This window comes from Actinomadura sp. NAK00032 (assembly GCF_013364275.1).
GTDB lineage: Bacteria > Actinomycetota > Actinomycetes > Streptosporangiales > Streptosporangiaceae > Spirillospora.
Genome location: NZ_CP054932.1, coordinates 6,045,799 through 6,058,855, shown reverse-complemented (window position 1 = coordinate 6,058,855; position 13,057 = coordinate 6,045,799). Strand labels below are relative to the sequence as shown.

Annotated in this window: 9 protein-coding genes; 2 read left to right on the top strand and 7 right to left on the bottom strand. The window is 76.6% G+C overall.

The annotated features are described in order from the left end of the window. Positions 1-19: 19 nt before the first annotated feature. From HUT06_RS27980 to grpE, 7 genes are all read right to left on the bottom strand, one after another. Positions 20-631 (bottom strand): malonic semialdehyde reductase, encoded by a 612-nt coding sequence (locus HUT06_RS27980; protein WP_176198436.1) that lies wholly within the window; start codon positions 629-631, stop codon positions 20-22. A gap of 105 nt (positions 632-736) precedes the next feature. Beyond that, positions 737-2,458, bottom strand: a complete 1,722-nt coding sequence (locus HUT06_RS27975; RefSeq protein WP_176198435.1) for a hypothetical protein — start codon at positions 2,456-2,458, stop codon at positions 737-739. 4 nt (positions 2,459-2,462) lie between these two features. Continuing rightward, entirely contained in the window at positions 2,463-4,439 is a 1,977-nt protein-coding gene (locus HUT06_RS27970) for a hypothetical protein (protein ID WP_176198434.1), read from the bottom strand. Then, on the bottom strand, positions 4,439-5,677 hold the full coding sequence (locus HUT06_RS27965) for a GTPase (protein WP_176198433.1): 1,239 nt from the start codon (positions 5,675-5,677) through the stop codon (positions 4,439-4,441). Before HUT06_RS27965 ends, HUT06_RS27970 begins: the two co-directional genes overlap by 1 nt. Beyond that, positions 5,674-8,277 carry a hypothetical protein gene (locus HUT06_RS27960; RefSeq protein WP_176198432.1) on the bottom strand — a complete coding sequence of 868 codons (2,604 nt, stop codon included), beginning with the start codon at positions 8,275-8,277 and terminating at the stop codon, positions 5,674-5,676. The genes HUT06_RS27965 and HUT06_RS27960 overlap by 4 nt, the downstream gene beginning before the upstream one ends. Before the next feature lie 28 nt (positions 8,278-8,305). Then, the gene (locus HUT06_RS27955; RefSeq protein WP_176198431.1) at positions 8,306-9,889 is read right to left on the bottom strand and encodes an Hsp70 family protein; all 1,584 of its coding nucleotides are present in this window, start codon (positions 9,887-9,889) and stop codon (positions 8,306-8,308) included. A gap of 7 nt (positions 9,890-9,896) precedes the next feature. Beyond that, complete coding sequence (grpE, locus tag HUT06_RS27950) at positions 9,897-10,595, bottom strand: nucleotide exchange factor GrpE (protein WP_176198430.1); 699 nt, start codon at positions 10,593-10,595, stop codon at positions 9,897-9,899. A gap of 196 nt (positions 10,596-10,791) precedes the next feature. Here grpE and HUT06_RS27945 point away from each other — a divergent pair, with 196 nt between their 5' ends. Next, a complete protein-coding gene (locus tag HUT06_RS27945) occupies positions 10,792-11,436 on the top strand; it encodes an ACT domain-containing protein (protein WP_176201665.1) in 645 nt (214 codons plus the stop codon). 69 nt (positions 11,437-11,505) lie between these two features. After that, positions 11,506-13,056, top strand: a complete 1,551-nt coding sequence (locus HUT06_RS27940) for an AMP-binding protein (protein ID WP_176198429.1) — start codon at positions 11,506-11,508, stop codon at positions 13,054-13,056. Position 13,057 lies beyond the last annotated feature (1 nt).

The following is a 13,057-nucleotide window of genomic DNA, read 5'->3' as shown; positions in this document are numbered from 1 at the left end:
CCGGCGGCGGGCTCGGGGCTCAGACGGTGGTGACGACGTTCTCGTAGTCGAGCCGGGGGTTGCGGGCGAACCACGCGTCCGGGCCGGGCCGGCCCACGTTGATCATGGCGATCGGCCGGACGTCGCCCTGCGGGAAGAACTCCTTCTCGACCGCGTCCGCGTCGAACCCGGTCATCGGCCCGGCGGCGAGCCCGGCGGCGCGGATGCCGAGGATCAGGTAGCCGAGCTGGAGGGTGGCGTTGAACCGGGCCAGCTCGGGCCGCTTCGGGTTGCCCGCCATCGCCTCGCGGGCGCCCTCCCGGTGCGGGAACGTGACCGGCAGGTGCTCGTGGAAGTCCTCGTCGGCGGCGGCGATCAGCGTCAGCGGCGCGGCGGCGGTCTTCGCGCGGTTCCCCTCGCTCATCAGCGGCGCCAGCCGCTCCTTGCCCCGCGGGCTGCGCACCGCCACGATCCGCAGCGGCTGCATGTTCATCGCCGTCGGCGCCCATTTGACCAGGTCGTACACGGCGCGGAGCTGGTCCTCGCCGACGGGTTCGGTGCTGAAGGTGTTCGCGGTGCGGGCCTCGCGGAACAGCAGGTCCTGGGCCGCGGTGTCGAGCGCGAGCAGCGCCTCGGGCGCGGGCGTCGTCATGGAGTGCCTTTCGGAGCGGGGATGCCTTCCGAAAGGCGTCAAGCCGATGACGGTCCGTTATCTTCCATGTCAGGAGGTGGGGTGCGTCACACCGGCATCGGCGGCTCAGAACGGGAAGCGCTCGGCGGCGGCGACGGCCGCCCCGGTGACGGTGGCGACGGTCAGCGCCGACACCCCCGCCAGCACGGCCCAGCGCCCCACCTGGTAGCCGACGGGGACGCGGCCCGCGCCGCGCCCCCGCACCGGCCAGGGGGCGCGCAGCGGCGCGGTGCCCGGCGGGTCCTGCGGCGCGTCGGTGAGCGGCGCGTCGCCGTCCGCCGCCCCGGCGGGGCCGAGCCCGGTCACCCAGCCGAGCAGGCCGGCGACGTCCGCCGGGTCGGTGGCGAGCCCGGACGCGAAGTACCGCACCTGCGCGGCGACCTGGTCCAGCGTGCGGACGGTGTTGCCGAGGCCGACGCGCCCGAGCCACTCGCGCAGGTCGGTGCCCTCGCCGAGGCAGCGGCCGACCTCGGTGCGGACCAGCAGGTCGGTCTTGGTGACGACGACGGCGACCCGCTTCTGCCGCCCCTGGTCGGGACGCGAGCGCAGGTCGTTCAGCACCCGCTGCAGGGTGTCGGCGGGGTCCTCCTCCGAGGACACGGCGGCGTGGTCGACGAACTCGCGCTCGTCGCCGGTCAGCGTGCGGCGCAGGTGGGGGAGGGCGAACGGGTCGACGATGAACAGCAGCGCCTCGCTGTGGTCGAGGTAGCGCAGCGACTCGACCTCCGTCGCGCCCGTGTAGTGCTCGCCGGCGGGGTCGAACAGGTAGAGGATGCGCCGCGCGCGCCCCGGCAGCTCGACGTCCACCATGGTGGCGAGGGGCAGTTCGGGGCCCGTCTTGGCGAGCCGCCCGCCGCGCTGGAACTCGCGGATCGCCCCCGCGTACGCCTGCGCGTGCCGCTGCTCCACGAAGGCGAGCCGCCCGTGGCCGGCGCGGGCCCGCGCGTGCAGCGCCCGGATGCCGAGGACCATGAACGTCGTCTTGCCCGCCGCCGGCCCGCCGACGAACGGCAGCGGCTCCACCCGGACCCGCCCGATCCGCTCCGGCAGCCGCCCGCCGCAGTGCGGGCAGTACGCGGCGAGCCGGAACCGCCCGAGCGGGACGGTGGTGGGCAGCCGCGCCCCGCACCGGCACACGTTCCGGAACGCGCCGCCCGCGCCGGGCGACAGGCGCCGGTGCCGCGCCCCGCATCCCGGGCACTCGTACTCCGGCAGGCCGATCCGCTCGTAGCAGAACGGGTGCGGGCAGGTCTGCAGGATCCGCCCGTACATCATGAAGCCGCGCTCCACCGCCGCGAGGACGAGCACGCACGCCAGCCACACCGCGAGCCCCACCGCCGCGACGATCCCGTACAGCAGGGTCAGCGCCAGCACGAACACCGACGCGGGCACGGCCGCGGCGACGATGCCCGCGCACAGCGCCAGCCACACCGGGAAGACGAAGAACCCCCACGGGCCGCCGAGCAGCGTCCGCGTCAGCCGCGTGACGATGGCGCGGGCCGTCCGGTACACCTGCGGGACGACCGTCCGGCTGATGGTCCACCAGTCGCGCCACACCTGGCCGAGCAGGTAGTGCCGGTACGCGGTGTCCGGCGCGGCGACCGGCGACGGGCCCTCCAGGCTGGACGGCGCCAGCGTCCGGCACGCGTGCAGGTAGTACACCCCGAGCGCGGCGGCCCCGGCGACGACGAGCGTGGCGGCGAACAGCACCGGGAACACGTACATGAACCCGAGCCACATGGCGGCCAGCCACACGGCGATCAGCAGCAGCACGAGGATCGGATGCACGCGGTCACCCCCCGCCTTCGGCGAGGAGGTCGCGGAGCGCGGCGCGCAGCTCGGGGCTGCGCGACAGCCGCGCGTCGAGCTGCCGGCCGGCGAGCCAGCGCCCCGCCGCCGCCCGCGCCCACGCCTCCAGGGACGGCTCGGCGACGCCGCGCTCGCGCAGCCGCAGCACCACCTCGACCAGGTCGTTGCGCTGCTCCATCTCGCGGCCCAGCAGCGGGCCCCGCCCGCCCCGCGCGCGGCCCGCCAGCTCGGCGGTCCACCGCTCGGCGACCCGGGCGCGGACGGGCGCGGGCAGCGCCGCGAGCAGCTCCGCCCGGAACCGCGGCGGCCGCGCGGCCAGCCGCCGCGCCGCCCCGGTGAACGCCTCCCCGGCGAGCTGCCGGGACGCGCCGCCGTCCGCCGCGATCTCGGCCAGGGCGCCGGCCGCGCGTCCGGGATCGGCCGTCACGGCCGCCGCGTACGCCTTCACCACGGCGGCGTCGCGCCCGGCGCGGCCGTCCGGCATGACCTCCCGGACCCGCTCGGCGAGCCGCAGCGCCGCGGTCTCGGTCAGCCGCTCCCCGCCGGGGAAGGCCAGCCGCGTGAACGTGCGGGACGGCAGGCCCGCCAGCGCGGGATGCGGGCCGTGCGCGTCCAGCAGGTCGGTGCACTCGCCGGCGGACGGCGGCGCCTCCCACACCTCGCGGAGCACGTCGTCGAGGCCGTCGCACTCCAGCCGCAGCAGCTCGCCCGTCACCGCGATGCGGCGCCCCGGATGGCGGCGGGCCACCGACGTCAGCACCGTGACCGCCGCGTCGGGCACCGTGCGCAGCCGCTCGGCGTGCCGGTACAGCAGGTCGCAGTGGTCCGGGGTGAGCGCGGCCGCCCGCCCCGCCGCGAGCCCGGCGACCACCCCGTCCAGCACCGCGTCCCGCAGTGCGGCGGGGGCGTGCTCGTGCACGGCGAGCGCCAGGCCCGGCCCCATGGACGGGACGCCCGGCACGAGGTCGCGCCACACCCAGCCGGGGATCGCGGGCCCGCGCCGCGCCAGCAGCTCCGCCGCCGCGCCCTGCTCCGCGGCGGTCACGTCCGCGTCGCCCCGGCACAGCGCCAGCAGCGCGGCGGCGCCCTCCCGCGCGGGGTCGTCCAGGGGCGCCAGCTCGCCGAGCGCGTCGAGGCCGCCGAAGTCGGCGCCGCGCCAGCAGTCCGCGACGGTCCGCGCGAACCGGCTCGCCGTCCCGTCCGCGCCGCCCGCCCGCAGGTCGAACGCGGACGCGTGCGGAGCGTGGTGCCGCACGCCGGCCCAGACCGCCGGCGTCGTGCCGACCAGGCGCTGCGCCGCGCCGTCCGGGTCGGCGGTGTAGGTGACGAACGACAGCCGCGCCGCCGCCGCGACCGGCAGCGAGTACGACACCACCGCGATCCACCGCGCGACCAGCTCGACGTCGTCGGCGACGAGCACGACGCGCCCGTGCCCGCGGGCCAGCACGCCCGCGACCGCGTCCACCAGCCCGGCGAGCAGCGCGTACGGGTCGTCCGGGCCGGACGCGGGGAGCCACGCGGCGAGGGCCTCGGGATCGAGCGCGGCGCCCGGGGCCAGCTCGTCCACCGGGTCCAGGACGGCCTCCGGCGCGGGGGCGTGCGCCCAGTGCGCGGCCCGCCACAGCTCGGCGGGCCGCATCCCCTCCAGCTCGTCGGGCTCGGCCACCACCGCGTGCGCGAAGAAGTTGCCGTACCGGCCCGAGTAGTCGCGGCCGAGGTAGCGGCAGCGCAGCAGCAGCGGGCGGCCGTCGACCCGGTCGTACAGCAGCGACACCGGGAACAGGCCCAGCTCGGCGTCGTCGGGGGAGGGCGGCGCGTCCGGCGGCGGCCGGTACGACAGGTACGGCGTCACGCCCGCCCGGACCCCGTCCGGCAGGCCGGGCGTCTCCGCGACGAACTGGAACCCGGCCCGGCCGGTCGGCCCGCGCCGCGCCGAGGTGTAGTGCAGCTGCCAGGCCACTACCCACCTCCGGGGCGGACGCCGTCCAGCATCCCGAACCGGTACAGCAGCCAGAGCAGCGGGTCTTCGGCGCGGTAGGGGCGGACGCCGCCCGCGCCGACCCGGCCCCGCTCGGGGACGCCGCCGAGCGCCGACAGGCCGAACAGCGCGTGGTCGGCGTACTGCTGCCCGAGGTAGGTGTCGAGCTGCCCCGCCTGCCAGTCGTGCAGCAGCGCCCGGACCTGCTCGTCCACCGCGTCCCTGTCGTCGAGGTCCAGGACGCCCTGCCCGGACCGCGACCGGTGCAGCGCCGACTGCCGCAGCAGCCCCGGCCGCAGCACGTCGATCTTGGTGAGCGCCACCGCGACCGGCACCGGCAGCGGCGCGCCCGGCCGGGTGCCGTGCCGCTGCCGCAGCGCCTCGGTGACCCGCGCGATGATGTTGAGCGGCTCGCTGTCGGGGTCGTCCGCCGCCGCGCGGGGCCCCGGCACCGCGTCCAGCACGCCGGCCCGCGCGCCCGGCAGCTCCAGCGGGTCGACCAGGAAGATGACCGCGTCGGCGGCCTCCAGGTAGCGCAGGTGCAGGTCGGTGGCCTCCCGGCTGCGCAGGTCCTCGCCGGCGGTGTCGAACAGCACCAGCGCCAGCGAGTCGTTGCGCGGCCGCGCGAAGCGGCCCCGCCGCGTCCGCGTGAGCAGGTACACCAGCGGCTCGCGCGGCCCGGTCGCGGCGCTCGCCGTCGTCGGCAGCAGCCGCCGCTCCTCCAGCAGCGGCCGGGCGAAGTCGCGCTTGTACCGCTCGATCGTCCGGTCGTCGCACGCCACGAGCGAGGCGTCCAGCTCCGTCCCGACCCGGTTCATCAGCTCGTGCAGCAGCACCGCGATGTAGGTGCTCTTCCCGGCGTTCTTCGCCCCGACCAGCGCGACGATGCGGCCCGGCGAGTCGCAGTACGCCGACGGCAGCGGGTTGTGGCACTCCGGGCAGGCCCGGTTGCCGGTCGGCAGCCCGCAGTCGGGGCAGTCCGCGCGGCCCTTGCGCCCGGACGCGGCGAACACCGGCGGCAGCGACGCGCCCGCCGTCGAGCCGGTGTACGCGGCGAGGGCCTCGTCCAGCACCGGCGCGCAGCCCTGCCGGCGCCCCACCTGCCCGCGGCACCGGAACAGCACCCGCTGCGGCGCCACCTGCGCGAAGCAGTAGGGGCAGGTGACGCCCTGCCTGGACGGCACCCCGGGGAACCCGGCCCGGGCCAGCGGCCGCGTCATCCCGAGACCTGCAGCCGGCGGACGGGCGGGTCGCTCAGCTCGACGCCGTCGTCGTCGGCGAAGCAGCGCAGCCAGTACGGGCCGGACGCCGCCGGCGCCGCCAGCGACAGCTCGCCCGGCACGGGCACCTGCTCCCACGCGCCGAGCGTGTCGCCGTCGCCGGGGCGGTGCGGCATGACCCGCCCGGCGCGCAGCACCAGCGACAGCCGCGCCACCCGCAGCGGCCGGGACGCGGTGAGCCGGATCGTCAGCGACCGCCGCCACGGCGGCCCCGACCGCCGTACGTCGTAGTGGACGACCGCGCGGGCCGCGAGCGCGGCGGTCACCGCAGGCCCGGTCACCCGCGCGCCGCCGACCATCCCGGCCGCGGCGACCGACAGCGCGACGGCCGCGTCCTCGGGGGCGGGGACGCGGATGCCGCCCTGCGTGTCGTAGGCGGCGCGGGTCACCACCTCCGAGCGCTCGTCGCCGGCGACCGAGTACCCGAGGTCGACCTCGGTGACGTCGGCCGGCCAGTCGAACCCGACGTGCACGTACGCGCCGCGCCGTTCGGCGACCAGCCGGCGCGGCGGCGGCAGGTTCACGTGCCGGTGGTAGGCGCCGACGGCGGCGGTGCCCTCCGCGACCGTCACCGCGAGCAGCCACCCGCCCGCGCCGGGCCGCACGTCCAGCCCGCCGGGGACCGGGGTGCACGCCAGCCGCCGCGTCTCCCGCCGCACCTCCTCCAGCGGGACGACCGCGCTGCGCGGCCACGGCGGCGGACCGTCCGACAGCACCAGCTCCACCGCCCCGTGCGCGGGCGGCGCGAACCGGACCCGCACCAGCCCCGGATCGGCGTCGTCGGCCGCCGCGCTCAGCTCGTACACGGGCTCGGGCGGCGCGGTCGGCGTGACCGAGGCGCGCACCCCGTCCGTCATGACCTCGCGGCCCGCCGCGTCCAGGTAGACGGCGCACACCAGGTAGTGGAGGGTCCGCCCGTTGGGCACCCGCTCGCGGAACCCGTCCCGGCCCGCCGGCACGGCCCGCCCGTCCCGCAGGACGACGACCCGCGCCGCCTCCGCCGGGCACCGCCACCGCCCGGTGACCTGCCCGTCCCCGCCGGTCAGCGCGACGTCCCCGGCCTCCGGCCGCACCACGACGGGCCCCGCCGCCGCGGGCGCCGCGACGCCCTCGCCCCGCACCGCGAACACCCCGTAGTACACGGGGACGTTCACCGGCGGGCGCTCGTCCAGCGCTCCCCCGACGGCCTCCCCGTCGCGCACGTCGCGCGGCGCCCGCCCGACCCGCCGCACCACGTGGTACGAGATCTCACCGGCGGTGGAGGGCGACGCCTCCCACGACAGCTTCACCGCGGCGCCCGCCGAACCGGCGTCGGCGTCAGCGTGGAGGGCGGGGACCGGACGGGGCGGGAGGCGGCGCTGGTGGTGCTCGGCGCCGGGCAGGTCCCGGACGAGGCGCAGCGCGTCGGCGAGCAGCCGGAAGGCGCGGTCGGGGTCGGGTTCGGCGGCGGCGGTCTCGCGGAGGCGCAGGGCGGTGTCGAGCCGGTGCCGGGCCTCGGCGGCGAGCGCCTCCTCCTCCGGCGGCTCCCCGCCGGGGCCGGGCAGCGGGATCTTCGCCGCGTCGGCGAGTTCGGCGGCGGCGTGGACGTCGCCCGCGTCGAGCAGGGCGCGCAGCCGGCCCGCGGGCCCGCCGGCGGCGGCCGGGCCGCTCTCCCGCACGAGCGCGAACACCAGCCGGCGCGCGTCGCCCCGGTCGATGCCGAGGTCCTCGACCGCGTGCCGGAGCAGCGCCCGCTCCGAGGCCCGCTGCCGGAGCCGCTCGCGCAGCCGGTCGGCCACGTCGAACAGCAGCAGGGCGTGCGGGTCGGCGTCCGAGCGGAGCGCGGCGAGGACGGTGTCGGCGTGGGTGGTGCTCGTGTCGCGGCCGCGGCGCGCCCACTCGGCGCCGGCCGCCGCGACGGCGTCCCGGTCCAGGCGCAGGGCGCCGCCCGGCGCGGCGAACCCGTCCAGGACGCGGATCGGGCCGGTCAGCCGCGCGCCGAACAGGAAGTCGGCCAGGTGCCGGTTGCCGAGCACGTCCAGCGACTCGCGCACCTTCCGGTACGCCGGGTAGGGCGCGGCGGACGGCAGCGGGTCGGGTTCGCGGATCTCGATGCCGTCGGCGGCGGCCAGCTCGGCGAGCTGCGCGCGGGGCACGCCGCCGGTGCGGGCGATGCCCTCCAGCTCGGCGGGCGCCGCCATCCGCAGTGCCCCGGCGGCGTCGGCGAGGCGGGCGCGGGCGTCGCCGCGGCGCCGCTCGGTGCGCTCGGCGCCGCCGCGCAGCCGCTGCTCCAGCGGGTGCGGGTCGCCGCGCTCGGCGGCGGCGAACAGCGGCGCCAGCTCGCGGTGCTCGGCCTCCAGCCGGTCGATCAGCTTGCGGTACTTCAGCTGCCCGCGGGCCCGCCGCCAGCACTGCCGCACCTGCTTCACCCGCGCCGGCACGCCCGCGGCCGTGAGCGGCTCGTCCAGCGCGTAGCGGACGCGCAGGTCCTCGGGCGGCTGGTCGCCCGCCGCCCGGGCGGGCTCCAGCACGTCCCGCCGGTAGTCGTCGTCGAACGTCACGGGCGCCTCCGGGCGGCCGGCCGGCCGCTCAGCTCACCTGGACCCGGGAGAGGGCCTTGCGGGACCGCTCGACCTCCTCCTCCGACATGCCGCCGACGTCCACCTTCAGCTCCAGCCGCTCGCCGGTCTCCTTCTCCACGGCCGTGACGTTCAGCAGCCCGGAGGAGTCGAGCGCGAACGTGACGCCGATCGGCCAGCCCGCCTTCTTGCCCGGCGGGACGCGGATCTCCCCGGTCGCGATCTCGGTGTTGTCGATCAGGTCGGCGGACTCGACGACGCCGGCCTGCTCCATCACCCGGATGTCGGCGGACGCCTGGTCGTCGTAGACGGTGAAGAAGTCCTCGGTCTTCGCGGCGGGCAGCGCGTCGTTGGCGTGCACGAGGTGCGCGACGGTCTCGGCGCCGCTCTCCCGGTCGACCACGACGATGCCGAACGCGTGCGAGGCGACCGTCTTGATCTGCCGCCCGGCGATCTGCTTCTGCTGCTCGGCGGACAGGCCCGCCCGGCTCGCCATCTCCTCGGCGCGGTCGGCGGCGCCCTCCCGGACGAGCCGCCGGTAGGTCTCCTCGAACGCGTACAGGGCGGCGCCCTTGGCGACCGCGAGGTCGGGGTCCTGGAGGCGGGGGGACAGGCCGAGCTCGGTCTGCAGCCGCGCCGCGACCACCGGCATCTTCGTGGACCCGCCGACGAGCACGAGGTCGTCGTAGTCGTCCACGCCCTTGTCGGCGGCCGTCGACAGCGTCCGGCCGGTGATCTCCACGGTGCGGTCGAGGAGGTCCTTGGTCAGCTCCTCCAGCTTCTCCCGCGTCACCTCGACCGCCGCGACCCGCCCGGCGTGCATCACCCGCACCGTCTGGGACGTGCGGGTGGTGAGGGCCTTCTTGGCGTCCTCGGCGTCGCGGCGGAGCTGCTGCTCGGTCTGCTTGTCGTCGAGCGGGTCGCCCGCGTCGGGGTGCTCCTCGCGGAACCGCTCGGCGAGGTGCTCCACCAGCCGCGCGTCCCAGTCGGCGCCGCCGAGCTCGTGGTCGCCGTCGGTGCACACCACCTCGATGTGGCCGTCGCGCAGCGTGATGACGGTGGTGTCGAACGTGCCGCCGCCGAGGTCGTAGACCAGGATCGTGCGGTCCTGCTCGGGGTTCAGCACGCCGTAGGTGATCGCGGCGGCGATCGGCTCGGACACGATGTCGATGACGTTCAGCCCGGCGATCCGGCCCGCCTTGCGGGTCGCGTCGCGCTCGGCCGCGCCGAAGTAGGCGGGCACGGTGATGACGACGTCGCGGGCGTCCTCACCGGTGGTGGTGCGCGCGTCCGTCGCGAGCTTCAGCAGGATGAACGCCGACACCTCCTCCGGGGTGAAGTCGATCCCGTGGACGGGCCGCGTCACGTCGCGGCCCATGTCCCGCTTGATCAGGCTGACGACGTTGTCGGGCTCCAGGACCGCGGTGTCCTTCGCGGTGGCGCCGACGACGACGTTCTCGCCGCTCTCGAAGAAGACGACGGACGGCGTGGTGTCGGTGCCCTCCAGGTTCCGCAGGACCGAGGGCCGCCCCACGTCGTCGATGGAGGCAATGCAGGAGTACGTGGTTCCGAGGTCGATCCCGTAGACAGCCATGTCCCTCTCACCTGTCGGTCCCGAGTCCTGAGTTCATCGTCTCGCCGCGCTCCGCCCCGTCGCGGCCCGCCTGGGCGGCCCTGCCGGCGGGCTCCAGGTCCTTCTCGCCGGCGCCGCCGGCGCCCTGGTCGAGCTTGCCGACGCTGACCGCCGCCTTGCGCAGCACCTTGCCGCCCTGCTCGAAGCCGTCGGACTGGACGGCGGTGACGGTGCCGTCGGCCAGCGGGTCGGCGACGGGCGTGACCGCGACCGGGCGGTGCCGGGAGGCGTCGTAGGGGGCGCCGGGCTCGACCGTGAACCGCTCGACGCCGAGCCGCGCCAGCGCGTCCGCGACGTCGTCGGCGAGCGCCGCCAGCAGCAGCGCGGTCTGGCCGGGGTCGGGGGCTTCGGCGGGGCCCGGCGCGGCGAGCCGGCCGGACTCGCGGCGCGCCTGGTCGTGCACCCGGTACAGCGCGGTGCGGACGGGCTCCAGCAGGTGCTGCAGCTCCCCGCGCCGCAGCCGCTGGTTCTCCTCGTGCAGCCGGTCGATCACCGCCTCGCGGTGCGCCGCCCGCTCGTGCTCGCGGTCGAGCCGCGCGGCGAGCCCGGCCAGGGCGTCCCGGACGCCGGCGCGGAAGGCCGCGCCCTCGTCCCCGTCCCCGCCGGAGGCCTGCTCCGGCCCGGCCCCGGAGCCATCGTTGACTGGGGGTTCCCCGTCCCTCGACACGTGCAGTTACCTTAATGCTGGACGGCGTGCGTACGACAGGCCTGACGATGACCTTGTCTGGACTCTAGTTTGACGCGTGCCCGTCATTCCAGCACCGACTCTTGCCGCTTCTCTTTCTCCGGCCGACACGTGGGGGTAACACCGGGGAAACGGCCGTCACCGAGACTGAGGTCTCGCATGGACACTGGAGGTGGCGATGTTGCTGCGGATACGCGTGCGGCTCCCGGACCGGCCGGGGGCGCTCGGGCAGGTGGCCCGCATCCTCGGCGCGGCGGGCGCCGACGTCGTGCAGATGGCGGTGCTGGAGCGCGGCGCCGGCCGGGCGATGGACGACTTCACCGTCGCCTGGCCCGCGGGCGCGGGCATCGAGCGGCTGGTGGAGGGCCTCGGCTCGGTCGCCGGGGTGGACGTCGTCGGGATCTGGCCGACGCTGGAGCCGCAGGGCGCCTTCCCGGACGCGGCCGTGATCGGGCAGGTCGCGGCGGTCCCCGAGCGCGGCATGGAGATCCTCGCCGACGCCGTCCCGGCCCTGCTCAGCGCCGACTGGGCGGGGCTCGCCGAGCCGGCCGGGGAGGGCGCGATGCTGCTCGTGCACGCCAGCGTCGGCGGCGTGCCGGGGGCCGCCCTGCCCGACCTGGAGCCGCTGCGGCCGCGCGCGTTCACCGCGCCGGACGGCACCCAGTACGCGGTGTGCCCGCTCGCCCTAGGCGCGGTCGCGCTGGTCGCCGCCCGCACGGGCGCGCCGCCGTTCCACCGCACCGAGGTGTACCGGCTGGAGCAGCTCGCGGGCGCCGCGGACGCCGTGCTGTACGGGGCGCCCGCCGGGCAGTCCGCGTCCTGACCTGGCCTTTCGGGCGAAGCGGTCCTAGAGTCGCAGAACAGGGCCCTGTCGCGCTCCAGGAGGTGGCCGATGGCCGCACTGCTCCGCCCGTACGCCGACGCCAAGCCGGACGAACCCGCCATCACCGACGAGCACGGAAGCACCACGTGGCGGGAGCTGGACGCCAGGACCGGCCGGCTGGCGGACGCGCTGCGCGGGCTGGGCCTGGGCGCCGGCGACGCGATCGCGATCCACTCCGGGAACCGGCGCGAGTACTTCGAGCTGATGTGCGCCGCCGGCCACATCGGCCTCCGGTACGTCATGGTGAACTGGCACTGGACGGCCGACGAGCTGCGCTACGTCCTGACCGACTCGGGCGCCCGCGCCCTGTTCTCCGAGGACGCGTTCGGCGGCACCGCCCGCGAGGCGTCCGCGGGCCTCGACCTGGCCGCGCGCGTCGCGTTCGGCGGCCCCGTCGAGGGCTTCACCCCGTACGGGGAGTTCCTCGCGACCGGGGAGCGGGAGGAGATCGCCGACCCGCTGATGGGCTTCCCGATGTTCTACACCTCGGGCACCACCGGGCGCCCGAAGGGCGTGAGCCGCAAGCAGCTCGGCGCCGGCGCCCCGATCGAGACGGCGAGCCTGATCGGCGACGTGTTCGCCGAGGTCCTGCGCATCCCGCCGGACGGCCGGTCGCTGCTCGTCGGCCCGGTGTACCACTCGGCGCAGTGGCTGTGGTCGCTGGTGTTCCTGCTCAGGGGCCGGTCGGTGGTGATGCGGCGCGACTTCGACCCGGCCGCGGCGCTGCGGCTCATCGACGAGCACGCCGTCACGAACGTGCACCTCGTCCCGACCCAGTTCGTCCGGCTGCTGCGGCTGGACGAGCAGGCCCGCGCGGCCTTCGACGGGTCGAGCCTCGCGGCGGTCTGGCACGGCGCCGCGCCCTGCTCGCCCGAGGTCAAGCGGCAGATGATCGACTGGCTGGGGCCGGTCGTGCACGAGTACTACGGCTCCACCGAGGCGTCGGTGAACAGCGTCATCACCGCCGAGGAGTGGCTGAAGAAGCCCGGCAGCGTCGGCCTGCCGCTGCCGACGACCGAGGTCCGCGTCCTGCGCGAGGACGGCGAGCCCGCCGCGCCGGGCGAGCGCGGCCGGATCTACTTCCGCTACACCAGCGGCGACGACGTCGAGTACTGGGGCGACGAGGAGAAGACCCGCTCGGTGCACCGCGGCGACGGCCTGTTCACCACCGGCGACGTCGGCTACCTCGACGAGGACGGCTACCTGTTCCTCGCCGACCGCGCCATCGACATGATCATCAGCGGCGGGGTGAACATCTACCCGGCCGAGATCGAGGGGGTGCTGATCACCCATCCGGCCGTCCGGGACGTGGCGGTGTTCGGCGTCCCGGACGAGGAGTTCGGCGAGCAGGTGAAGGCCGCCGTCGAGCTCGCCGACGGCGCCGCGCCGTCCGAGGCGCTCGCCGCGGAGCTGGTCGAGCACGTGCGCGCGTCGCTCGCCGGGTACAAGGCGCCCCGGTCGGTCGACTTCGTCGAGGAGATGCCGAGGACGCCGACCGGCAAGCTCTACAAGCGGCTGCTCCGCGACCCGTACTGGGCGGGCCGGGAGCAGAAGATCTGAG